This is a genomic window from Rhizobium sp. CNPSo 3670 (assembly GCF_057784555.1).
In genome coordinates this window covers 175527-197838 of the sequence record NZ_JBXSOL010000001.1, presented here as the reverse complement: position 1 = coordinate 197838, position 22312 = coordinate 175527, and the positions used below count along the sequence as shown (strand labels likewise).

Here is a 22312-nt window from a genome sequence, read left to right as displayed (position 1 = left end):
TGTTGTCCGCCAGCAAAAGAGATGCGCGGCTTCGGCCGACTCACCCCATGCGTTCTGAGGCGTAGCTTCCGGGGCTGGCCGGGAAGACGACTGTGCGATTGCCGTTGATGAAGGTGCGGTGATGGATATGGGCGTGAATGGCGCGCGCCAGCACCTGGCTTTCGACGTCGCGGCCGATCGAGACATAGTCGTCGGGCGACTGCGCATGGGTGATGCGGGCGGTGTCCTGCTCGATGATCGGGCCTTCGTCGAGGTCGGCGGTGACGTAATGGGCGGTTGCGCCGATCAGCTTGACGCCGCGGCTGTAGGCCTGCTTGTAGGGATTGGCGCCCTTGAAGCTCGGCAGGAAGGAGTGGTGGATGTTGATGATCTTGCCCGACATCTGCTTGCAGAGCTGGTCGGAGAGGACCTGCATGTAGCGGGCAAGCACGATCAGTTCGGTGCCGGTCTGCTCGACGAGGTCGACGAGCTGTGCTTCGGCCTGCGGCTTGTTCTCCTTCGTCACCTTGATGTGGTGGAAGGGGATGTCGTGATTGACCACGACCTTCTGGTAGTCGAAATGGTTGGAGACGACGCCGACGATGTCGATCGGCAGGGCGCCGATCTTCCAGCGGTAGAGCAGGTCGTTGAGGCAATGGCCGAAGCGTGACACCATCAACAGCACCTTCATGCGGCTCTCGCTGTCGTGGAAGTCGTATTCCATCTCGAAGGGCGCGGCGACGGCGGCAAAATCGGCGCTGATCGCGGAACCGGAAAGTCCTTCCTCGGAAATGAAGCTGACGCGCATGAAGAACCTGCCGGTATCGAGATCGTCGAACTGCGAGCTGTCGATGATGTTGCAGCCCTTGTCGGCCAGATAGCTCGAAATCGCCGCAACGATGCCGCGCGTCGACTTGCAGGATACCGTCAATACATAGCTTTTCATGTCTCTCCCTCTTCCCTCTTGAAGGCCGCAGCCCGTGCTTAGATCAAAGCCCGTGCCGCGAATAGGCCGGCGCACTTTCATTTATGCGACAAATTGCAAGATAAACCATCACGTTCCTGCAAGTTCTCTCATCGCGACATCAGCTTAGGAGAAGTTGCTCAAAACGCTGTGCCGCCAGCGCCGCACGGATGTGTATTCTCGCCTTCAGTGAATGAAACTAAAGCATGTCGCTGAAAGCTGATGAGCAATTTGCGACATCGAGAGGCGGGAAACCAAGGATGTGAAGGACGGGAAGTGATTCCGAAGGGTTAGGCAGGCGGACGGCTCACGGCCGCCACTTTCCGGCGCGGCGTGGTGATTTCGTGGACGATTGCTCCGCCGACCGACGAAAGCACCAGCGCCAGGACCACGAAGAGCAGCGGCTGCTGCAGGATGCCGATCGGCAGGCGGTCCGAAGCCACCCTCAGGAAAGCGAGTGTGAAGGCGTGGGTGATGTAGATGCTGTAGGAGCAGTCGCCGAGATAGTTCAGCCATCCCAGAACCGGCAGCCGGGAAAAGTCGATGGAAACTGCGCCGCAGATGATGAAGATCGCCGGGATTCCCCAGGCGTAGAATCGGCTCTCCGGCGGCATCAGCGCTTCGTTGACGAAGAGGAACACAAAACCCGTGGCCAGTGCCGCCCATGCCCAGCGGTTCGGCAGAAGCACCTTCTGCCCGTAAAGCCAGCCGAGCACGACGCCGGCGAGGAACTCCAGCATGATCGGCTGACCGTAGAACCGGGTGGCCGTCGTTTCCGGCAGCAGCCGGCAGGCAATCAGGATCACGGCAAAGACGGCGAACATCGCTGGAATCCGGCGGGCTTCCGACAGCGGCAGCAGCAACGCAAACACAAAATAGAAGAACATTTCGTAATTCAGCGTCCAGCCCGGCACGACGACAGGGGTGATCGTGCTTGGATCGGCGGCATTGGCCCATGGCAGAAACATCAGCGAGGCGATGAGATGCGGAAGGTCGAACACCGTGGATTTCAGCAGTGAAGGCGCCACCAGCGCCACGGCCGCCGAAAACAAGGTTGCCAGCCAATAGAGCGGGACGATCCTCCTGATGCGGCGGCGGGCGAAATCGCTGGGGCTCATCGCGCGCCCGCTCGTCGTCAGCCACATCACGAAACCGCTCAGCACGAAGAAGATGTCGACGCCGGTTTCGCCATAAAGAAAAGCCGTGGCGTCGACGGCGGGATTGACCTTGGCAAGCTGCAATATCGCATGGAAATAAACGACCATCAGCGCCGCAACAGCGCGCAGATATTGAAGCTGGACAAGCATCGAAGCGTCTTGCTCCTCGGGCTCGCGGACGCCGATTTCCACCGTGCCGCTACGGTCAACTCAGTACATCTGCCGCACGACCCTGCCGGATGCGCGGGCTGTCGTGGAAGCGCATATATCCGACGACGAACCACAAGAGGCCGGCAATCTTCATCGAGAAAACGGCGGTACCCCCGATCATCATATTCAGAAAAATGAAAAGAGAAAGTGAATGGGCGCATCGCCGCTGCGCCGCCGTACGGCCGGCGGGGAAGAGGCAGACGAACAGCCAGAGCGCGATGACGCCGAAGATCGTCGCCGCGTAGATCAGGTAGACGTAGCCGCTGTCGGCGAACTCGGCGACCCTGTCGACCGAAAGCCCGAGTACGGCGAGAGGATCGAGCTCCATGATCTTCTTCATCGTCAGGTTGATGCGGCCGGTGAAATTGTCGCCCGTCGCATTGGGTTTGAGGGTATAGACGACGAACCCCGCGGCGACGATCAGCGGCATTAGCGCCAGATTGAAATTCCTCGGGATCTTCGGAAAGACGAAATAGCCGACGATACAGGCAAAACAGAAGATCAGCATTGTGCGCGTATCGTTCGTCACCAGGATCAGCACCGCCGTGCTGATGAAGAGCAGCCGGTCCCAGCGCCCCAGTCTTTCCCACATGGAAATCAGGTAGATCGCGATCACGCCGCAAAAATTGGCAAGCGACACTTGTTCGAGAAAAATCGACGACGAGCGATGGTCGATAATGCCGAAGGAAAAGCGCTCGGGAAAGCCGAGAGCGTTCTGGAACAGGCCTGTCGTGTTGTAGCTCAGCGGCAGCAGCCCGCGGGTATTGGCGAAATAATCGGACGGATGCACGATGCTGACATAGAAGGGCACGCTGATGATCTCGAAGATCAGGAAGATCAGCACCGCAAGGCTTGCCCAGCGGAAGGCCAGCTTCATCGTTTTCTCATTGCTCCAGCCGCCGAGGCCGGTAAAGCAGAAGATGATCAGCACGTTGCGGAAATGATCGACGAACGGCATGCGGTTGAGCACGCTGACATAGATAGTCACGACAAGCGTGAACAGCAGGAACAGGAAGCCCGGCAGATCCGTCTCGTAGATCCCCTTATGAAGGATGTAGATGATGGCGCTTGCCAGAATCAGGCCTTCGCTGGCGGCGACATGCGTCATCGACAGCGGCATGATGTTGTGGTTGATGAAGGCAAGAATGCCGTTATAGAGCATCGAAAGCAGGCCAAGCCAGAGCACCGCATGATCGACGCGAGACGCCCCCCCGGCCGCGTCGAGGCGGTTGCCCGACACCGTGAAAGTCGCTGCCTTCTGATCGACTGTCGCCACGTTCAATTCCCCGCAGGCTTGACGGCGGTGCAGGCGCCGGCGTCCGCTTTCGCCGACGCGGCGAGAAGCCGCATCTGCGGTCGCTCAGGGCTCTTGCCCGGCTGAACGTTGAAAGGTTCGTCCGCCGGCCACCATTCGCCCGCCGCCCAATAGGACCAGCCGAGCCAGACATCGCTATTGCCGGACATGGTGGCGTAGATCTTGGTCAGGCCGCTCATGCAGTCCTTGTCGGCGGAACCGCCGAATTCGCCAAGAAAACCGCGTTTATGGTTCCGCTTCAGCCAGGCGGTGACGCCGGTGATGGCCTCGACCGCGGTGGCGGCGCCTTCGCAGGTGGGATGGGTTCCCGACGAATCGACGTCGAGATATTGATGGACCTCATAAGCGTAGAAATCGAGCGGGTCGCGCACGCCGAGCATGACAGTACCGTTGGCACCGCCGATCACATCCTCTTCCCAGCTGTGAGCGCCGCTCCAGGCGGTGCCCGGCACCAGGATAAGGTTGCGAGCGCCGACGGCGCGAATGGCGCGGATCGCCGCGTTGGCGGCATCGAGCCAGTCGGTGGCCTTGATGTCGTGCGGCTCGTTCATCAGGCCGAAGAGAATGCCGTCCTCATTGGCGAATTCGACCGCGAGCCTTGCCCAGAAGTCGGCGAATGCGGCGTCCGTCGCCGGCGCGGTGCCGATCTGCGCCTTATCGTAATAGCCGAAGTTATGCGGGTCGAGCAGAACGGCCATGCCCTGCTTTCGGATCAGGCCGACCGTATCATTGATCCGCTTGAGTTCGTCCTCGTCCAGCCGCCCGCCGAGCGCCGGCTGCAGCCGCTCCCAGCGGAAGGGCAGCCGAATGATCGTCATGCCCTTTTCGGCGAAATAGCGGATCGTCTGCTTGCTCGGATAGATGTAGTTCGTACCGTAGATGGCGCCGCGCTCGCCATATTCGCCGCCGGAAAGATTGACGCCGCGGTAACACGGCGCGCCGGCCGCAAAGGCCGGCGACGGCATAAGGGCGGCCGCAAGCAGCAGCGCCGCCAGATGTCGTGTCGTCCTCATAGCTATCCTCGCAATCACGGCAAATCGCAACATCGACGTCGCTGCGCCTATCTTAACGGTCCGTTAGCTAAGAATTTCTAAAGTCGCAGCACCTCGGCTTCAGTCTTTCACGCTGGGCGGGACACGAGTGCGCGTATGAGTCAATATGACAGGAACAGGGTAAGCCGGCTGCCCGGCTGGCGTAGTTACGAGCCGTCTCCGACTGCGTCGGAAGGCGTGCGCCTGCGCAGTCCCGTTATTCGTCCGGATGATTTCGCCCGTCCCGAGCCCAAGCCAGCCGCACCGCCTTTCGTGCCACCGTCGGCACGGGTTGCAGATATCCGTCGATCCAAGCCGCCGTCCGCCGCTGCCGCCGAACCGCCTGCGGCCCTAGAACCGCCTGTGGCCAATGTGCCGCTGCAGAACACATCCGCGCCCGCCGCCGCGCTTCTCGACCTCCGCTCCAGCATCGCGGCGATCTGGAGCCGCCGGCTGCTGGTGTTTGTGCTGGCCCTCTTTGGAGCCGTCGGGGGCGGCGTGGTGGCGCCGTTGATCGGCCAGAAATTCACCGCCGTCAGCAGCCTTTATTTCGATCCGCGCCAGATCGGCCTTGCCGAGGCCGGCGCGCAATCTTCAGGCCCATCGCCGGAGATGATCTCGGCGCTGATCGACAGCCAGGTGCAGATCCTGACCTCGGGCAATGTGCTGCGCCGCGTCGTCGAGTCGATGAAGCTCGACCAGGATCCGGAATTCAACGGCGGCAGGACGGATGGCGCGGCCGTGATCGGCGCCCTGCAGAAGGCGCTTGTCATCACCCGCCAGACCGGCACCTATGTCGTTTCGCTCGCCGCGACGACGAACGACCCCGAGAAATCCGCGAAGCTTGCCAACCAGGTGGTCACCTCCTTTACCGAGGAGGAAAACAGCGCCTCGAACGGCCTCTACGAAAACACCTCCTCGACGCTGGACGGACGCCTTGCCGATCTGCGCCAGAAGGTGCTGGAGGCCGAGCAGGCGGTCGAAACTTTCCGGGCCGACAACGACATGGCCGCGACCGAAGGCAATCTGATCTCCGACCAGCGTCTCGTCTCGCTGAACACGCTCTTGGTGACGGCGCAGGAAAAGACCATCCAGGCGAAGGCCCGCGCCGATGCCGTCGCCAATCTGCGCGTCGAAGACATCGTTGCCGGCAACCAGGCGGAAGGCGGCGTCACCTCGCCGCTCGTCAGCTTGCGTCAGCAATATGCCGCCCAAGCCGCCGCCGTCGGCAGCCTTGAAAGCCAGATGGGAACGCGTCATCCGCGCCTGCAGGCGGCGCGCTCCTCGCTGCAGAGCATAGCAGGCGAAATCAGGGGCGAATTGCAGCGCCTCGCCACCTCGGCAAAGGGCGAATACGAGCAGGCCAAGGCTGCCGAGGACAGCGTCGCCAAGGAGCTCGCCGTTCAGAAGGCGCTGCAGGCGACGACCTCGGACAAGCAGGTGGAATTGAACGAATTGCAGCGCAAGGCGACGGCGGCGCGCGATATCTACGAGACGGTGCTCAAGCGCTCGAGCCAGACGAGTGAGGAGCAGAACCTCAGCCAGAGCAACATCCGCGTCATCTCGCCGGCCGAACCGCCGGTCAAGGCCGATGGGCCGGGAAAGAAGATCCTGATGGTCGCCGGCATCATCGGCGGCTTCCTCGCCGGGTTCTTCCTGGGCGCTGCTTTTGCCATCCTAGTCGGTCTCTTCGGCCACCCCGTCATCAGAGGCTATTTCAGGAAATCGCCCGCCGCGGCGGCTTGATGCGGGCCGTCGATTTTCCTACATGCGGAAGAAGCGGTTTGTCGCCGGCAGGAGAATTCCCATGCGGCTGTTGATGATGCTTCTGATATCACTCGGCGTCCTGTCCGGCCTCGCCCCGGCGCCAGCCTTCGCTGTCGACTGGACGAAATCCATGGATTCTACTGTTCAACCCCTCTATCCCTACAAGGGCCTTCCCGGCGTCAAGGCGCAGCCGGACAAGAAAGAAGAGGAATCCTATAATTGCCGCACCGAGACCGTCCAGATCCGCCGCCGCTATGACGAAATCTTCCGCTCCGGCGGCATGCCGACGCTGATGTATGTCTGCGACCGCGACGGCTTCGTCACCATGGGCGAAAAGGTTCCGCTCCGCGGCCATTACCAGCCGGTGCGGTGAGGCCAATCGCCTTTCTCGAAGACATGCAGTTCGGCCGTCTTGGCGCCGAGCCTCGGAAAATTTCATCTCTTGCCGAAATCATTCATGAAGCGCTGCTCTATCGGGCAACGAACGCGCCTTCCGCTCCCCGGCATGCTTCTTGCATTATTACTGATATTCTAACCTTTGGGGAGAAAGTGTCATGCAATGGAACGCATCACCAAATTTTGCACCTCTTGTCCTCTTTCTTGGCGGTCAGCGTAGGGTCGTCAAGACGCTCCGAGACGCAGCCGAAGTGCTGATAATGGATTGGCCATTCGACGATGGAGAGGAATATGTCGCGGCCGTGAAGGCTTGCGATGATGCCGTCGCGGGAGAGGCCGGGATGGAGGAATTGAGGGAATTGCTTCTTCGCGCCGCCAGGGAAGCCGGCATTACCGCTTTGTCGGTCGTATCGGGTAGCGGCAAGACGACATCCCACATGGCGGCGTGACAGGCCTTCAACCTGCGCCAACTCTTGGAACCGGTATCCAGACAAGCAGGTCGATGGCCTCTGTCAACAGGGCCAAGTGCGCAATTTTGGAAAGATTTGAATGTTTGATCTTGGCAGCGATCAAAAGGAAATGGTGCCCAGAAGAGGACTCGAACCTCCACGCCTCGCGGCACAGGTACCTGAAACCTGCGCGTCTACCAATTCCGCCATCTGGGCGACGGAGAGCGATGTAAGGGGGTGGCTCGTGACTGTCAACTGGGTTTTTGAAGTTTTCCTGACAGTCTGCAAAAAACAGCCGATCACATGCGAGGGAGCGGCCGGAGGGGAGCCATAGCGCTTCGCTCCGGGCGCCCTATATAGAGGGGGTCTCGAAAGGAATGCCTCATGCCTGCTGCCCGCACGCTTCTGCTCGCCGGCCTTTTTGCCGTTTTCACGCCTGTCATGGCCGGCGCTGATTCGCCGAAGCCGGGTCTCGGGCCGGTCAACACGGGATCGACGCTCTGCGATTTTCGCGGCTGTTTCGGTTTTGGGCCGCAGCAATGGCATCGCCCGGCTTATGTCCAGCCGAATTACCGTCCGCGCGGCGCGGGGCCGACCTATTACCTGCCGGGCGCGGCGGGACGGCCGCAGCTGACCTATGACCCGCCGCCGGTGCGCCAGGTGCAGCCGGCACGGGATATGAACAAGCACATCGCCTGGTGCACCAATGAATACCGTTCCTATAATCCGCGGACGGATCACTTCCTCACCTATGAAGGCGTCTACAGGGTCTGCCGCTCGCCCTATCGCTGAGCGGGCTTCATCAGCTTTCGTGCGAGACGCGGTCGACATGGCCGAGATCGCGGTCGGGCTCGATGATGTCGCGGACGCGTTGCTTCAGCTCCTTCGGCCCGGGAAAGCCGCCGTCGCGCTTACGCTCCCAGATGAGATCCCCATTGACGCGGATTTCGAAATTACCGCCGGTGCCGGGGATCAACGTCACCTCGCCGAGACTGTCGGAAAAGGTGCTGAGCAGCTCCTGCGCCATCCAGGCGGCGCGCAGCAGCCAGTTGCACTGGGTGCAGTAGAGGATCGAGACGCGGGCTTTTTCGGTCATGGCATTTTCCTTTCGTTTGGCGTGATTTAAGCGCTTGCGGCGTGCAGACGCAATCGCGCACGCGCAAGCATCTTGCGCGCCGTTCTTCGACATGGTTTCTAACTGCCGACCACCGGGGAGAACCTATGCGAGTCGCAGTCGTCGAAAATATGCGCAACACCGGCCTCGGCGCGCTTGCCACGGCGCTCGACGAGGCGGGTGCTGAGATCGAGTGGTTCCGGGTCTGGCGGGATGGCATCCTGCCGCCGGACATATCTGGTCATGACGCGCTGGTCGTTCTCGGCGGCGAGCAGAGCGCGCTGGATGACGAGACGCATCCCTATCTGCCGGAGCTCGCCCGGCTCGCGCGCCGCTTCGGCGATGCCGGCAAGGCCGTGCTTGGCATCTGCCTCGGCAGCCAGATTCTTGCCCGCGCCTATGGCGCCGACAACCATCTCGGAGCCGCCCGCGAATTCGGCTGGCACAGCATCGGCGTCACTGATGAAGGCCGCTCCGATCCGCTGCTCTCGGCGCTTGGCGGCGAATTCACCATCTTCGAATGGCATGCCGACACCTTTTCCCTGCCGATAGGCGCCGTTCGTCTCGCGACCAGCCCTGTCGCCGAAAATCAGGCTTTCCGCATCGGCCGCGCCGTATACGGCACGCAGTTTCATTTCGAGGCTGATAGAAGGGTGGTTGAGCAATGGAAGGCGGAATTCCCTGACACGATAGAACGCATCGCGCCTGGTTGGCTGGAAAGCTATGCCGAACTGGCTGCGCGGCATGCTGGTGCTGCCGATGCCGCCGGCCTTGCCATCGCCCGCGCCTGGGTCGGGCAGATCGAACGGCAAGAGGTCGAGATGCCGTCGCAGGTCCCGGCTTGAAGAGCGATGCGATGACGGCAAGCGAACGCGAGAAGATGGCGGCGGGTGAGTGGTATTGCTGCCTTGACGACGAACTCGATCACCTTCGCCGGCAGGCGCGGCTCGCCGTCCACGCCCACAATACGCTGCCGCCGGACGAGCGCGGCGCCGCAGCCCCCGCCCTCAGGGTGCTTTTTGCACGGGCCGCCCCCGATATCTTTATCGAAGCGCCGTTTCATTGTTCCTACGGCTTCAACATCACCCTCGGCGAGCGCGTCTATATCAACTCCGGCTGCGCCATCCTCGATTCCGGCAGCGTGACGATCGGCGATCGCACCATGTTCGGACCGGGCGTGCAGATTTATTGCGCCGAGCATCACAAGGATTCGGCGCTTCGCAGTAGGGGAATCGAGATCGCCCGGCCGGTCGCAATCGGCAGCGATGTCTGGGTCGGTGGTGGCGCCATCATCCTCGGCGGCGTGACGATCGGCGATGGTGCGATCGTGGGTGCGGGCGCCGTCGTCACCAAGGATGTGCCGGCGGGCGCAACGGTGATCGGCAATCCCGCGCGTTCGATAAACCGCTTTTGAGATTTGCACCGGTGCGCTCCCTCGACAATGACGCCGCCTCCTCTAGATCAGAGGACGGAAGGGGAGAGATATCATGACATCACCGAATTTTCCCATGCAAGGCGGCTGCCGCTGCGGCTGGGTGCGCTTGAAGATCGGCGCTCCGCCGCTGCTGGCCATGGCCTGCCATTGCACAGGCTGCCAGAGGATGACGGCGAGCGCCTATTCGCTGAGTGCCGCCATCCCCAGCGAAGGTTTCGAGGTTACCAAGGGCGAGCCTGTTATCGGCGGCCTGCACGGCGCCACCAAGCATTTTTTCTGTCCGCACTGCATGAGCTGGATGTTCACCCGGCCAGAAGGCATGGACTGGTTCGTCAATCTGCGCGTCACCATGCTCGACGACCCGAGCTGGTTCACGCCGTTCATCGAGACATGGACGAGCGAGAAGCTGTCGTTTGCTGAAACCGGCGCGGTGTATAGTTACGAAGCGCTACCCGAGATGGACGCCTATGAGGGGTTGGTGAAGGAGTATATGAGCAGGGGGTGAGGACTTAGAAGCCTTGGAAAAGAAAATCGACGGCAGCGACGATGCGATCGCTGTCGGAGGTGAGATCCGCGGCTGCGACGCCGATCTCTTTCATGGAAACCGCACCGATAAACTGGGTCGCCATCACATATGGCACGTCATTGATGACGAATTGCGGATTGAGCTGACGCATGATCTTGGGAAGAGCTTCCAGCGGAAGCATCGGTGCCATGATTCGCGTCGTCAGCTCGCCGTGTAGGTCTGACTGCAGATCGAGGGCGAGCGCATCGCTATGGATCAGATTGTAGACATGAAACCGAGCCATCAGAACTGTCGATATTTCTGAAACGGCAGGCCGTGCTTCTCGACATAAGCATTGGAAGCGGCGATAGCCTCGGCGTTCTCGATCCGCCACAACCGCTCGCGTTCCGTCTTTATCGCTTTCGCGATACCGTCTTCCGCCGCCCTGGATATGTTGATCTTGAGCTCGCGGGCCTGGGAAACGAGGCCTTCATCGAGTGAAAGGTTCGCTGCTTTTCTCGCCTGATGACCCATAACGATCTCCTCGTCTTATGCGCAAATCATATGCGCATAAGACGTCATTGAGAAGCGTTATTCGTCGCCCATCTTCAGCGCGGCGATGAAGGCTTCCTGCGGAATCTCCACCTTGCCGAACTGGCGCATGCGCTTCTTGCCTTCCTTCTGCTTGTCGAGCAGTTTGCGCTTGCGAGTGGCGTCGCCGCCATAGCACTTGGCCGTCACGTCCTTGCGCAGCGCCGAGATGGTTTCGCGGGCAATCACGTTGCCGCCGATCGCCGCCTGGATTGGGATCTTGAACATGTGCTTCGGAATAAGCTCCTTCAGCCGCTCGCACATGTCGCGGCCGCGCTTTTCAGCTGCCATGCGATGCACAAGCATCGAGAGTGCATCGACCGGCTCGCCATTGACGAGGATCGACATCTTCACGAGGTTGCCTGCGCGGTAGCCTTCGAGGTGATAATCGAAGGATGCATAGCCCTTGGAGATCGATTTCAGCCGGTCGTAGAAGTCGAAGACCACTTCGTTCAGCGGCAGTTCATAGGTCACCATCGCCCGGGTGCCGACATAGGTCAGCTCGGTCTGGATGCCGCGGCGATCCTGGCAGAGTTTAAGGATGCCGCCGAGATAATCGTCCGGCGTCATGATTGTCGCCTTGATCCACGGCTCGCGGATTTCGGCAATCTTGACGACATCGGGCATGTCGGCCGGATTGTGCAGTTCGCGCTCGCTGCCGTCGGTCATCGTCAGCTGATAGACGACTGAAGGCGCTGTTGCGATGAGGTCGAGGTCGAACTCGCGCTCCAGGCGCTCCTGGATAATTTCGAGATGCAGCAGGCCGAGGAAGCCGCAGCGGAAGCCGAAGCCGAGGGCTGCCGACGATTCCATTTCGAAGGAGAAGGACGCGTCGTTGAGGCGAAGCTTGCCCATGGCGGCGCGCAAGTCTTCGAAATCGGCGGCATCGACAGGGAAGAGGCCGCAGAAGACGACCGGCTGCGCCGGCTTGAAGCCCGGCAGGGCTTCGGCGGTCGGGCGCTTGTCTTCGGTGATCGTATCGCCGACGCGTGTATCGGCCACTTCCTTGATCGAGGCGGTGATGAAGCCGATCTCGCCGGGGCCAAGGCTGTCGACATTGACCATCTTCGGCGTCAGCACGCCGACCCGTTCAACCTGGTATTTCGCGTCGGTGCCCATCATGCGGATCGTCTGGCCCTTGGTCAGCACGCCGTCGATGACGCGCACGAGAACCATGACGCCGAGGTAGGTGTCGTACCAGCTGTCGACCAGCAGCGCCTTCAGCGGCGCCTTCTCGCCGCCCGGGCTCTTCGGCGCCGGCAGCTTGTGGACGATCGCTTCCAGCACGTCGGGAATGCCGAGGCCGGTCTTGGCCGAAATCAACACGGCCTCGGAAGCGTCGATGCCGATCACTTCCTCGATCTGTTCCTTGATACGGTCGGGCTCTGCGGCCGGCAGGTCGATCTTGTTGAGCACGGTGACGAGCTCGTGGTTGTTGTCGATCGCCTGGTAGACATTGGCGAGCGTCTGCGCTTCCACGCCCTGGCTGGCGTCGACGACCAGCAGCGAGCCCTCACAGGCCGACAGCGACCGCGAGACTTCATAGGCGAAATCGACGTGGCCGGGCGTGTCGATCAGGTTGAGAATGTATTTCTCGCCATTGTTTGCCTGATAGTGCAGGCGCACGGTCTGGGCCTTGATGGTGATGCCGCGTTCGCGCTCGATCTCCATATTGTCGAGCACCTGCTCGGACATTTCGCGCTCGGCAAGTCCGCCCGTCGTCTGGATCAGGCGGTCGGCCAGCGTCGATTTGCCGTGGTCGATATGGGCCACGATCGAGAAGTTGCGGATATGGGACAGCGGAGTGGTCGAATTGGTGCTCATGCGCGCCATATAGCAGCGCCGCCCCCTGCCGCAAAGCGGTAATTAATCGGGAGTTTACGCTATTTTGCGGGTCTGCCCGGCGTGCGTCAGACCGGCCAGCTCTCCAGCCGCCAGGCCGAATCCCAGAACATCCATTCATATTGCGAGGCGCGCACGAAAACGTCCATCATTTCGGCGCGCTCCGTCTCCGATGCGGCGCGGGCGGCGATATCGGTCAGTGCGATCACTTCGCGGGCGCCGGCGGCGAATTGCGGATCGCCATAGGTGTTGATCCAGGCCTGATAAACATTGCCTTCGATCGCGGGTCTGCCTTTGATGCCTTCGCCGACATGCATGTAGATCCAGAAGCAGGGCAGGATGGCCGAAAGCGCAACAGCATAGGACCTATGATAGGCGGTCGCCAGAAGGAAATTCGTATAGGCGAAGCAGGAAGGCGAGGGCTCCGCGGCCGTCACATCTGCGCTCGAAATGCCGAATTTCGAGAGGAAGCCTGCATGCAGGCCCTGCTCGACGGTGATCGCCTTCTGCGCCGAACCGAGGAAGCGCAGCACCTGCGCATTGTCGGGCGCCTTTGCCGCGACGATGGCGAGGCACCGGGCATAATGCTTCAGATAGATTGCGTCCTGCAGGATGTAGTGACGGAAAACCTCCGGCGGCAGCGTGCCGCCCGAAAGCCGTTCCAGGAGCGGCAATCGCTCGATCTCGGCCATGAGAGGCTTGATCCGGTCCCAGGCGGCGGCCGTGAAGTTTCCTGTGATTTCGATGTTCTGCAAGCTGCCGTCCATGATGTCCTCCGCTCTCCAAGCGCCGCTGCCATATATCGGCGGCACGGCGGTGAAGGCAAGCGCGACGACGCATCAAAAAGACGCTTGATTCCATGATGAGATAAGGTATTTCTCTTATAGTAGAATCTTGGATCGGCGATGGAACAGGAACTCGAACAGGCGATCGGCAGCCGCATTCGCACCTTGCGGCTGGAAAAGGGCCTGACGCTGGATGAGCTTTCCGAGGCGTCTGGCGTCAGCCGCGCGATGATTTCGCGCATAGAGCGGGCGGAGGCGAGCCCGACCGCCTCGCTGTTGGCAAGGGTCTGCGCCGCGCTCGGCCTGTCGCTCTCAGCCTTCTTTGCAGAGGAGGGGCAGCAAGCCTCGCCGCTGGCGCGGCGGCAGGAGCAGCAGGTCTGGCGCGATCCGGAAACCGGTTATCTCAGGCGCGCGGTATCGGCGCCCGGCACCGGCTCCGCCGTCGATATCGTCGAAGTCGAATTTCCACCCGGCGCCCACGTCAGCTTCCCACCGCATGCGGCATCCCATGACATGACGCAGCATGTCTGGCTCTTCGATGGCGAGCTGGAGATGACTGCGGGTGAGACGGTCTACCGGCTGCGTCCAGGCGACTGCCTGTTCATGCCCGTCGGCGAGGGCCATTCCTTCCATAATCCCGGCAATGCCCCGGCGCGCTATTGCGTCGTGCTCGATCGCGGCGGCCGATGACGACCTTCATTTCAGGAGAAGACCATGCCTGACATTCGCATCCTTTCTGCCGCGGAGGCCCGCGCTGCAATTCCGGCCCTCTCGGAGGTACTTGCCGATTGCGTCACGGGCGGCGCTTCCGTCGGCTTCATGCAGCCCTATGGACCGGAAGATGCCGAGCCCTATTGGCTGGACGTTGCAGATGCAGTCGCCGCCGGCAGCAGTCTACTGCTGGTCGCCAAACTCGATGGCCGGATCGTCGGCACGGTGCAGGTGGGTGCCGCGCAGATGCCGAACCAGCCGCATCGCGGCGACCTGAAAAAGCTCCTGGTGCATCGCTCCGCTCGCGGCAAGGGTCTCGCACGCCTGTTGATGGAAGCTGCCGAACGCGAAGCGGCCGCCCGCGGTAAGACCCTGCTCGTGCTCGATACGGCAACCGGCAGCGATGCCGAGGCGATCTATCCCCGCCTCGGCTGGCAGCGCGTCGGCGTCATCCCCGATTATGCGCTGTGGCCGGAAGGCGGCTTTTGCGACACCACCTTGTTCTACAAGCGGCTCGCCTGATTGCACCAGTGCTGCTCATGCCCACCTTGCAAACATGGGAAGCACCCCGGCCAACGTCGCCCCCGCCGTCCATTGCGCCGCGTTCCAGCCGAACTGCCGCGCCGTTTCGACATTCGCCGCCATATCGTCAATGAAGGCGATCTCAGCGGCCAGGACCCCCGCACGTTCGGTCGCCAGCCGGAAGAAATCGGGCGACGGTTTGCTGTGTCCGAGTGCTGCGGAATAGATGATGCCGTCGAAATGCGCGCCAAGCCCCAGCTCTTCCATCAGATAATGCGCCCGCCTGTGCTCCTGGTTGGTCGCCAGGAAGAGAGTGATACCGCTTCGCCTGAGAGCGGCGAGATCCGCCAGCAGATTGCGGTCGAGCCGGGTATCGTTTTCGAACCAGTAGTCGATCAGCGCCGCGGCGCTGAGATGGGGCGCGATCTTTGCGAGCACGCCGGCGAGCGTTGGCTCCAGTGCTTCGCGGCCGATGATGATGGCGCCCCAGTGAACCTGGAAAAACTCCTGCTGCAGCAGATCGGGTCGCAGGCCGAGATCGCGCTCGAGATAGGTGAAGTGGGGCAGCCCGTCGGCCGGGCGGCCATGGATGAGCACGCCGTCGACATCGACCATCAGCACTTTCATGCGGCAGTTTCCTTCGGACTCAAAACATCGCGAAGGGTGAAGTCATTCACTTTGGCGATCAAGGGCGCCGCGCCGGCTTTTTTGTCGCGGCCGACCCATGTAAATCTCGAATTCCAATCAAGGACGGATCCGAAATGCGCGTCATCTATTCCGAAGACCATAAGCTGCGTGACGCCAGGACCGAGCTCTATGCCGGCCAGCTGGTGACGCCCTTCGAGGCGCCGTTTCGGGCCGAGTGGATCCTGGCGGCGGTCAAGGAAGCGGGTTTTGCCGATGTCGCAGCGCCGGACGCGCATGGGCTGGAAGCGGCCCGAAAGGTGCATGACCCCGCCTATCTCGATTTTCTCGCCACCGTCTGGGATCGCTGGGTGGCGGCCGGTTTCGAAGGCGAAGCGATCGCCAATGCATTCCCGGTTCGTCGCACCAGCCATCGCGTCCCCGACAATATCGTCGGAGCGATCGGCCATTATGCCAATGCCGCCGACACCTCCATCACCAAGGGCTCTTATGAAGCGGCGATCGCCTCCATGCGTTGCGCCATCACCGGAGCGGATTGGCTGAATGCCGGCAACCGGTTCGCCTTTGCGCTTTGCCGTCCGCCCGGCCATCATGCCGGCATCGATCTCTTCGGCGGCTATTGCTTCATCAACAATGCGGGCGTCGCGGCCCAGCGGCTCATCGATCACGGCGCGAAGAAGGTCGCCGTGCTCGATGTCGATTTCCATCACGGCAACGGCACGCAGGACCTCTTCTATCACAGAGGCGATGTCTTCACCGCCTCGCTGCATGGCGATCCGATGTTTGCCTTTCCCTATTTCCTCGGCCATGCCGACGAGGAAGGAGAAGGGCAGGGTACGGGCAGCAACCGCAACTATCCGATGCCGCCGCACACGCCCTGGCAGGTCTGGTCTTCGGCCCTTGCCGATGCGCTCGCCCGCATCAAGGCTTTCGGCGCCGAGGCGATCGTTGTGGCGCTCGGCGTCGATACCTTCGAGCGCGACCCGATCTCCTTTTTCCAGCTGAAGTCGGAAGACTTCATTCGCATGGGAGAGATGATCTCCGCCGCCGGCCTGCCCGTCGTCACCTGCATGGAGGGCGGTTACGGCGTGCCGGAAATTGGCCTCAACGTCGCCAATGTCCTCAAGGGCCTGGAAGCCTGATTGCTTGATATGACCGACGAGATCGTTCCATCCGACATTCCGACGCCTCGCATGCTGAGCTGGGCCCGCAACTCCGCCATCTATCGCTTGGAGCGGCGGATGATGACCGAAAAGCAGCTGTTTGACGCGATCACCCGCAAGGCGAAAGAGAAGTTCGAGGATATCGGTGCGGCGCAACTCAAGGCCCTTGCCGATTTCGCCGTCAGGTTCGCCTATGACAACAAGGCGCTCGATGATGGCGCCTATGCCGAGATCAGCACGCGTTACCAGCTACGCGGCGGCAAATCGAAGCGCGCCATCGCCCGGAAACTTGCGGCCAAGGGCGTCGCTGGTGATAAGGTAGAGGCCGCCCTTAAGGACGCTGACGATCTCTATGCTGCTGCGATATTTGCCCGCAAACGCGCCTTCGGCCCCTTCCGCCGCGTCGAGCTTGACGAAAAGCGAAAGGCCAAAGAGCTTTCAGCCTTCGCCCGCAACGGCTTCAGCTTCGACATCGGCAGGAAGGTGTTCGACATGAGTTTGGAGGATGCCGAAGAGGTCATCCTGGCCTGCCGTCTCTGATCTTGCATAAGGCCTTTTACTGGCCGGATCAGAAGTTTGAATTTGTCGCTCGCAGACCGTCTTCGTAAGAACAGCGCACAATCGGCGAGGGGGCGGGTATGGAAGAAAGAGCAAATGTCGGCGCGGGCACGCTGACCGCAGAGGCGTCAACAGCATTTGGCGGGGTGGCGACTGGCGGGCTAATGTGCCTCCTATCCATGTCGTCGATCCAGTTCGGCGCCGCACTCTCATCCTCAGCCATCTCAACCTATGGGCCGGCCGGCGCCTCTTGGCTGCGCCTGGCTTTTGCGGCCATCATTCTCGCCCTTGTCGTGCGGCCGCGCATCGCCAGCTACACCAGGGCGCAATGGACGAGCGCTCTGGTCCTCGGCGCGGCCACAGCGCTGATGACCATGAGCTTCTTCGCGGCGATCGAGCGCATTCCCCTCGGTCTTGCCGTAGCGATCGATTTTCTCGGCCCGCTCTCCGTTGCGACCATCGGCTATGGACTCAGCCGGCGTCTCCTCTGGCCTCTCATTGCAGCATTTGGCGTTCTGGCGCTTGCTCATGACGGTGAAGGCTGGGTCGGCAATATCGAGGGCATTCTTTTTGCACTCGGCGCCGGAACCGGATGGGCGATCTATATCGTCCTGACAAAAAAGATCGGCGCGAGCTTCAAGGGGCTGGAGGGGCTTTCCATATCGCTGATGGCCGCCGCTCTTGTCGCGACACCCTTCGGCATCGCCGGCGCCATCCCGAAGCTCGATGCTTACGGCCTTGTTGAAATGGTCGGCCTTGCCATTCTTGTGCCGCTGCTTCCCTACACGCTGGAGCTGATCGCCTTGCGGCGCATGCCGACGGCATCTTTCGGCATTCTCATGAGCCTCGAGCCGGCCATCGCGGCACTCGCCGGTTTCGTCATTCTGGCCCAGCCGATGACGCTGCTGCAGATGGCCGGAACTGCCTTGGTGGTCGCCGCAAGTGCCGGCGCGACCTTTTCCGCTCGGCAGTGATCAGCCCGCCTTTTTCGCCGGATCGTCGAGAGCGGGATTGTAGAACAGCGACAGCGTCAGGCTTTTGGCAATCCGCTCGGCGGTCGCCATGAACCAGACCTTGGCTTCCGACGAGGGGGCGATATCGTCAAGCGTGGCGGCGAACAGCGACAGCCACTTCGGAAAAAGATCGGGCGTCAGGTTCTGAACGTCGGTATGCGCCTGCACCGGCTTGCCGCCATAGGCGCCGCTGCGGAAGGCAACGGCCGACCAGAAGCTCTTCATCTTCTCTATGTGCTCCGGCCAGCGGCCGGAAAGCCGCGCATCGAATACCGGGCCGAGATCGGGATGTTTCAGCACGCGCCCGTAGAAAGTCTCGACCAGCCTGCCGATAAAGGCCTCGTCGACCCCTATCGTCCGCATCTCGGCCTCCGCCTTTTCGCGGATCGCCGCGACATGGGCAGGGCGGCCGTGAAAGTCATTGTTCATCATAAACCCCGGCGCCGCATGATGCGGCGTCTCTCATATAAGTCTTTACCTCAGCGAACCAAAGCCGCTCGTGCGGATTGCGGCAATCTGTCAGCCGGTCCGCCTCGGCCACTTGACCACCATCGCTTCCTTGCTTAGGTTTAGAATTATTCTAAATTTTTTGGAGAAGTTTATGCTGGCGCGTTTTTTCAGGTCGCCGAAACGATCCTTTGATTCGCTCTCCGAGCAGGAGATTCTCGCCCTTGCGATTGCCTCCGAGGAAGATGACGCCCGCATCTATCTCGCCTATGCCGACAAGCTGCGCCCTGAATTTCCGGCTTCGGCCAAGGTCTTTGAAGATATGGCCGAGGTCGAGGATACGCACCGCAAATCGCTGTTCGAAATCCATCGTCAACGTTTCGGCGAGCGCATCCCGCTGATTCGGCGCGAGCATGTGCAGGGCTTTTACGAACGCAAGCCGGACTGGCTGCGAGCCAACCTGTCGCTCGATGCGATGCGGCAGGAGACCGAGGCGATGGAGGAGCAGGCCTATCGATTTTATGTCGAGGCGGCAAAGCGCACCACCGACGCCTCGACGCGTGAGCTGCTCGGCGACCTCGCACTCGCCGAACAGGGGCACGAAGACATCGCCCGCATGCTTGGCGACAAACATACGCCTGAGGATATCAGGCGCGACGAGGACGAGACGGCGCACCGGCAATTCGTGCTGACCTATGTGCAGCCGGGCCTTGCCGGCTTGATGGACGGCTCGGTCTCGACGCTGGCGCCGATCTTTGCCGCAGCCTTCGCTACCCAGGACACATGGCAGACCTTCCTCGTCGGTCTTTCCGCCTCCGTCGGCGCCGGCATCTCAATGGGCTTCACCGAAGCCGCCCATGACGACGGGAAAATCTCCGGCCGGGGCTCGCCGGTCAAGCGTGGCCTTGCCTGCGGCATCATGACGGCGCTCGGCGGCCTTGGCCATGCGCTGCCCTATCTGATCCCGCATTTCTGGACGGCAACGATCACCGCCGCCATCATCGTCTTCTTCGAGCTCTGGGCAATCGCCTTCATCCAGAACCGCTACATGGAAACCCCCTTCCTGCGCGCCGCCTTTCAGGTCGTGCTCGGCGGCGGCCTGGTTCTCGCCGCCGGTATTTTGATCGGGAATGGGTGAGGAGCGGTCGGAAGCCGAGCAATCGATCCAGTGAATCGATTGCAGCGACGAACGCCCTGAGCCAAAGCGAGGGGCCGGGAGACGGTGCGGCATATCAACACCTCATCTCCGGCGGCACGCAGACGATCAGCCCTCAATGAGGTGCACAGCACGAACCTCGAAGGACGAGGACTGCGAAAGCTAACGACGACGCGTCTCCAATCTCCAAAAAGCAAAAGGCCGGCTTTCGCCGGCCTTTTCCCCCCGCATCCCCTTCGAAAATTCTTAGCGAAGAGCGCCGACCAGAAGGTCGCGGCCGTTCTCGATGGTGACCCAACGGCCGGCATTGTAGCTCGACTGGCGCTTGACGAAGGTGTAGGGCGTCGCAAACCAGGGCTTCACGTCGGCTGCGAGATTATCGAGCACGAAGTCGCCGTCGGCTGCGCGCAGCGTCAGGACGGCATGGCCTTCACCGTCAGGCTTGCGCACGACGGTCATCAGCAGGTCGGCGGCCGAAAAGCCGCGCTGGATCAGCATGCGGCGCTTCAAGAGCGCGAAATCCTCGCAGTCGCCGGCGGTCGTCGGATAGGCCCAGACCTCGTCCTTGCCGTAGATTTCCTTGTCGGTCATCGGTTTGATCGTGCTGTTGACCGTAGCGTTGACCGAGCGGACGAGCGACCACTTCGCAGGCGTCATCTCGACCGGACCCGCATTGCGGTTCGCGCCGCACTCACTGCTGTGGGTCTGACAGAAATCATAATGGCCGATCGGCTGAGAGGTGGCGTTGCCTGTTACCATGGAAGCATTTCTGCTTGGAGCTGGGATGGCGGCAGTCGCCATCGCAAATACGGCCGTCATGGCCACAAAGATACCCTTGAATCGCACGCCCGCCCTTTCCTCGATCGCCCCTTAAATTATTAACAAATTGTTAATGGAGAGGGCCGAGAAGAGTCAATCGTTACTTCTTGGGAGAGTGTTGCGACGCGCCAACATGGTTAAAATGCAACGGGTTGGCGGCTTGCGTTAGGGGAATTTCTCGGTCGGTGCTGTTCAAATGGGCATCTGCATATTTGTTGATGAACGAACGATGCCTTTGACGGCGCTAAGGAGAAGGGCGATATCGCCAGGGCGGGAAAGGCGGTGGTCGCCATCGCGGATGAAGGTCAGCACCACGTCGTCGGCGGGAAGGTGCTCCAGAAGCTTCATTGCGTGCGCATGCGGCACGTCGGGATCTTTCATGCCCTGAAGGATATGCACCGGGCAGCCCGTCTCGATCATACCGTCGAGCACCCGGTTCTTGCGCCCGTCCTCGATCAGTGCCTGCGTATAGATGTTCGGTTCGGGGCTGTATTGCGAGCGCTCTTCGAAATAGCCGCGCTCCGCCAGCGACTTGCGCTCCTTGGCCTTAAGGTTCGGCTCGATCAGTTCCGACGTGAAATCGGGCGCCGGCGCGATCAGCACCATACCGGCGAGCTTCAGACCACCCTGTCGGGCGAGTTCCTGCGCCAGCCGGAGCGCGATCCAGGCTCCCATCGAGGAACCGACCAGAATGATCCTGTCTGGCGCAAGATGACGAATGACGGCAAGCGCTTCCTCCAGCCAGCGCGAGATCGTGCCGTCGCGGAAGCTGCCGCCGGAAAGACCGTGGCCTGAATAGTCGAAGCGGATGCAGGCGGCCCCGAGTTCGCCCGCCAGCCCGTCGAGCTCCAGGGCTTTGGTGCCGCTCATGTCCGAACGGTAGCCGGATAGCCAAACGAGAGACGGGACGGTATTGCCGGCTTGGGCGGGGCGGACGAGCATGGCGATTTCACGCGCCGCCTCGCCTTCACCGACCGTCATGAACTGGGGTTGGGTATTGGCCATCGGATCGGACATCAGCGAAACTCCTGTTGTTTTGGTCTATAAAACAGATTCTTGTCAGGCTGACAGCGGGTGATTTTTCCGCTATAGGGTGATATTGACTCCGTTGCAGCGATAACGAGATAGGTTTGCGCCCCTGATGATCGGGAGCGCGCGGCTGCAACGTTCCGAAACAACGCGAGGAGAATACGACCATTCGCAGACCTTTTAAGACCGATGCGCCCGTGAAGGACGGACCGCGCTCGAATCGTGAAATCCGCATTCCCAAAGTTCAGCTGATCGCGGCTGACGGACAGAATATGGGCGTCGTGCCCACCGACCAGGCCTTGAGAATGGCGGAAGAAGCCGGCCTCGATCTTGTCGAAATTTCCCCCAATGCCGAACCGCCGGTGTGTAAGATCCTCGATCTGGGCAAGCTGAAATATGCCAACCAGAAGAAGGCTGCCGAGGCGCGCAAGAAGCAGAAGATCGTCGAAGTCAAAGAGATCAAGATGCGCCCGAACATCGACACCCATGATTATGAGGTGAAGATGAAGGCGATGGGCCGCTTCTTCGACGAGGGCGACAAGGTCAAGGTGACGCTGAAATTCCGCGGCCGCGAAATGGCTCACCAGGAACTCGGCATGAAGCTTCTGCAGCAGGTCAAGGCGGATACGACCGAGATCGCCAAGGTGGAAGCCGAGCCCAAGCTCGAAGGCCGCCAGATGATGATGGTGCTGGCGCCGAAGTAAGCGCC

At 61.2% G+C, this 22312-nt stretch carries 27 protein-coding genes and 1 tRNA gene; 14 read left to right on the top strand and 14 right to left on the bottom strand.

The window, feature by feature from the left end; genetic code table 11:
* Positions 1 to 40: 40 nt before the first annotated feature.
* From purU to AC13QO_RS01005, 4 genes are all read right to left on the bottom strand, one after another.
* Positions 41 to 925 carry a formyltetrahydrofolate deformylase gene (purU, locus tag AC13QO_RS01020; RefSeq protein WP_488539709.1) on the bottom strand — a complete coding sequence of 295 codons (885 nt, stop codon included), beginning with the start codon at positions 923 to 925 and terminating at the stop codon, positions 41 to 43.
* A 308-nt stretch (positions 926 to 1233) separates the two neighbouring features.
* A complete protein-coding gene (locus AC13QO_RS01015) occupies positions 1234 to 2250 on the bottom strand; it encodes an acyltransferase family protein (protein WP_085779923.1) in 1017 nt (338 codons plus the stop codon).
* Between the two features lie 55 nt (positions 2251 to 2305).
* Entirely contained in the window at positions 2306 to 3586 is a 1281-nt protein-coding gene (locus tag AC13QO_RS01010; protein WP_085776606.1) for a hypothetical protein, read from the bottom strand.
* A 2-nt stretch (positions 3587 to 3588) separates the two neighbouring features.
* Positions 3589 to 4638: a glycoside hydrolase family 5 protein gene (locus tag AC13QO_RS01005; RefSeq protein ID WP_085776607.1), complete on the bottom strand. Its 1050-nt coding sequence runs from the start codon at positions 4636 to 4638 to the stop codon at positions 3589 to 3591.
* Positions 4639 to 4773: 135 nt separating this feature from the next.
* On the opposite strand from AC13QO_RS01005, the gene AC13QO_RS01000 reads away from it, so the two are divergent.
* The 3 genes from AC13QO_RS01000 (at position 4774) to AC13QO_RS00990 (ending at position 7268) form a co-directional block, all read left to right on the top strand.
* Positions 4774 to 6402 carry a GumC family protein gene (locus tag AC13QO_RS01000; RefSeq protein WP_488539708.1) on the top strand — a complete coding sequence of 543 codons (1629 nt, stop codon included), beginning with the start codon at positions 4774 to 4776 and terminating at the stop codon, positions 6400 to 6402.
* Positions 6403 to 6463: 61 nt separating this feature from the next.
* Positions 6464 to 6796, top strand: a complete 333-nt coding sequence (locus AC13QO_RS00995) for a hypothetical protein (protein WP_085776609.1) — start codon at positions 6464 to 6466, stop codon at positions 6794 to 6796.
* 181 nt (positions 6797 to 6977) lie between these two features.
* A complete protein-coding gene (locus tag AC13QO_RS00990; RefSeq protein ID WP_488539707.1) occupies positions 6978 to 7268 on the top strand; it encodes a DUF982 domain-containing protein in 291 nt (96 codons plus the stop codon).
* A 131-nt stretch (positions 7269 to 7399) separates the two neighbouring features.
* Here AC13QO_RS00990 and AC13QO_RS00985 read toward each other — a convergent pair.
* Positions 7400 to 7484: transfer RNA gene (locus AC13QO_RS00985), tRNA-Leu, on the bottom strand.
* A gap of 168 nt (positions 7485 to 7652) precedes the next feature.
* On the opposite strand from AC13QO_RS00985, the gene AC13QO_RS00980 reads away from it, so the two are divergent.
* The gene (locus tag AC13QO_RS00980) at positions 7653 to 8060 is read left to right on the top strand and encodes a BA14K family protein (RefSeq protein ID WP_488539706.1); all 408 of its coding nucleotides are present in this window, start codon (positions 7653 to 7655) and stop codon (positions 8058 to 8060) included.
* Positions 8061 to 8070: 10 nt separating this feature from the next.
* Here the strand turns inward: AC13QO_RS00980 and AC13QO_RS00975 are convergent, their stop codons facing one another.
* Positions 8071 to 8364 (bottom strand): Rdx family protein, encoded by a 294-nt coding sequence (locus AC13QO_RS00975; protein ID WP_285192000.1) that lies wholly within the window; start codon positions 8362 to 8364, stop codon positions 8071 to 8073.
* 125 nt (positions 8365 to 8489) lie between these two features.
* Here AC13QO_RS00975 and AC13QO_RS00970 point away from each other — a divergent pair, with 125 nt between their 5' ends.
* From AC13QO_RS00970 to AC13QO_RS00960, 3 genes are all read left to right on the top strand, one after another.
* Entirely contained in the window at positions 8490 to 9227 is a 738-nt protein-coding gene (locus AC13QO_RS00970) for a type 1 glutamine amidotransferase (RefSeq protein WP_285191999.1), read from the top strand.
* A gap of 11 nt (positions 9228 to 9238) precedes the next feature.
* Complete coding sequence (locus tag AC13QO_RS00965) at positions 9239 to 9796, top strand: sugar O-acetyltransferase (RefSeq protein ID WP_488539705.1); 558 nt, start codon at positions 9239 to 9241, stop codon at positions 9794 to 9796.
* 73 nt (positions 9797 to 9869) lie between these two features.
* Positions 9870 to 10322, top strand: coding sequence for a GFA family protein (locus AC13QO_RS00960; protein WP_285191997.1), 453 nt, complete (start codon positions 9870 to 9872; stop codon positions 10320 to 10322).
* A 4-nt stretch (positions 10323 to 10326) separates the two neighbouring features.
* On the opposite strand, the gene AC13QO_RS00955 is transcribed toward AC13QO_RS00960, so the two are convergent.
* From AC13QO_RS00955 to tenA, 4 genes are all read right to left on the bottom strand, one after another.
* A complete protein-coding gene (locus AC13QO_RS00955) occupies positions 10327 to 10626 on the bottom strand; it encodes a CcdB family protein (protein WP_488539704.1) in 300 nt (99 codons plus the stop codon).
* Positions 10626 to 10856 (bottom strand): type II toxin-antitoxin system CcdA family antitoxin, encoded by a 231-nt coding sequence (locus tag AC13QO_RS00950; protein WP_285191995.1) that lies wholly within the window; start codon positions 10854 to 10856, stop codon positions 10626 to 10628. The genes AC13QO_RS00955 and AC13QO_RS00950 overlap by 1 nt, the downstream gene beginning before the upstream one ends.
* A 57-nt stretch (positions 10857 to 10913) precedes the next feature.
* Positions 10914 to 12746, bottom strand: a complete 1833-nt coding sequence (lepA, locus tag AC13QO_RS00945; RefSeq protein ID WP_085776615.1) for a translation elongation factor 4 — start codon at positions 12744 to 12746, stop codon at positions 10914 to 10916.
* A 77-nt stretch (positions 12747 to 12823) separates the two neighbouring features.
* Positions 12824 to 13522 (bottom strand): thiaminase II, encoded by a 699-nt coding sequence (gene tenA / locus AC13QO_RS00940; RefSeq protein WP_488539703.1) that lies wholly within the window; start codon positions 13520 to 13522, stop codon positions 12824 to 12826.
* Positions 13523 to 13660: 138 nt separating this feature from the next.
* On the opposite strand from tenA, the gene AC13QO_RS00935 reads away from it, so the two are divergent.
* Positions 13661 to 14230: a helix-turn-helix domain-containing protein gene (locus AC13QO_RS00935; protein WP_285191993.1), complete on the top strand. Its 570-nt coding sequence runs from the start codon at positions 13661 to 13663 to the stop codon at positions 14228 to 14230.
* A 24-nt stretch (positions 14231 to 14254) separates the two neighbouring features.
* On the top strand, positions 14255 to 14773 hold the full coding sequence (locus AC13QO_RS00930) for a GNAT family N-acetyltransferase (RefSeq protein WP_285191992.1): 519 nt from the start codon (positions 14255 to 14257) through the stop codon (positions 14771 to 14773).
* 15 nt (positions 14774 to 14788) lie between these two features.
* Here AC13QO_RS00930 and AC13QO_RS00925 read toward each other — a convergent pair whose 3' ends face one another.
* Complete coding sequence (locus tag AC13QO_RS00925) at positions 14789 to 15400, bottom strand: HAD-IA family hydrolase (RefSeq protein ID WP_488539702.1); 612 nt, start codon at positions 15398 to 15400, stop codon at positions 14789 to 14791.
* Between the two features lie 134 nt (positions 15401 to 15534).
* Between AC13QO_RS00925 and AC13QO_RS00920 the strand changes: the two genes are divergently transcribed.
* The 3 genes from AC13QO_RS00920 to AC13QO_RS00910 all read left to right on the top strand — a co-directional run bounded on the left by AC13QO_RS00920 (position 15535) and on the right by AC13QO_RS00910 (position 18113).
* Positions 15535 to 16560 (top strand): histone deacetylase family protein, encoded by a 1026-nt coding sequence (locus AC13QO_RS00920; protein WP_488539701.1) that lies wholly within the window; start codon positions 15535 to 15537, stop codon positions 16558 to 16560.
* Between the two features lie 9 nt (positions 16561 to 16569).
* On the top strand, positions 16570 to 17121 hold the full coding sequence (gene recX / locus AC13QO_RS00915; protein WP_285192131.1) for a recombination regulator RecX: 552 nt from the start codon (positions 16570 to 16572) through the stop codon (positions 17119 to 17121).
* 98 nt (positions 17122 to 17219) lie between these two features.
* Positions 17220 to 18113: an EamA family transporter gene (locus AC13QO_RS00910; protein WP_285191989.1), complete on the top strand. Its 894-nt coding sequence runs from the start codon at positions 17220 to 17222 to the stop codon at positions 18111 to 18113.
* Here AC13QO_RS00910 and AC13QO_RS00905 read toward each other — a convergent pair whose 3' ends face one another.
* Positions 18114 to 18581: a group III truncated hemoglobin gene (locus AC13QO_RS00905; protein ID WP_488539700.1), complete on the bottom strand. Its 468-nt coding sequence runs from the start codon at positions 18579 to 18581 to the stop codon at positions 18114 to 18116. It abuts the gene before it with no gap.
* A gap of 172 nt (positions 18582 to 18753) precedes the next feature.
* On the opposite strand from AC13QO_RS00905, the gene mbfA reads away from it, so the two are divergent.
* Positions 18754 to 19737 (top strand): iron exporter MbfA, encoded by a 984-nt coding sequence (gene mbfA, locus AC13QO_RS00900; protein ID WP_097599540.1) that lies wholly within the window; start codon positions 18754 to 18756, stop codon positions 19735 to 19737.
* 264 nt (positions 19738 to 20001) lie between these two features.
* Here the strand turns inward: mbfA and AC13QO_RS00895 are convergent, their stop codons facing one another.
* Positions 20002 to 20601, bottom strand: coding sequence for a transglutaminase-like cysteine peptidase (locus AC13QO_RS00895; protein WP_097599539.1), 600 nt, complete (start codon positions 20599 to 20601; stop codon positions 20002 to 20004).
* A 165-nt stretch (positions 20602 to 20766) separates the two neighbouring features.
* Positions 20767 to 21591 carry an alpha/beta hydrolase gene (locus tag AC13QO_RS00890; protein WP_488539699.1) on the bottom strand — a complete coding sequence of 275 codons (825 nt, stop codon included), beginning with the start codon at positions 21589 to 21591 and terminating at the stop codon, positions 20767 to 20769.
* 179 nt (positions 21592 to 21770) lie between these two features.
* Here AC13QO_RS00890 and infC point away from each other — a divergent pair, with 179 nt between their 5' ends.
* Positions 21771 to 22307, top strand: coding sequence for a translation initiation factor IF-3 (gene infC / locus AC13QO_RS00885; protein ID WP_073990355.1), 537 nt, complete (start codon positions 21771 to 21773; stop codon positions 22305 to 22307).
* The last annotated feature ends 5 nt before the right edge of the window (positions 22308 to 22312 follow it).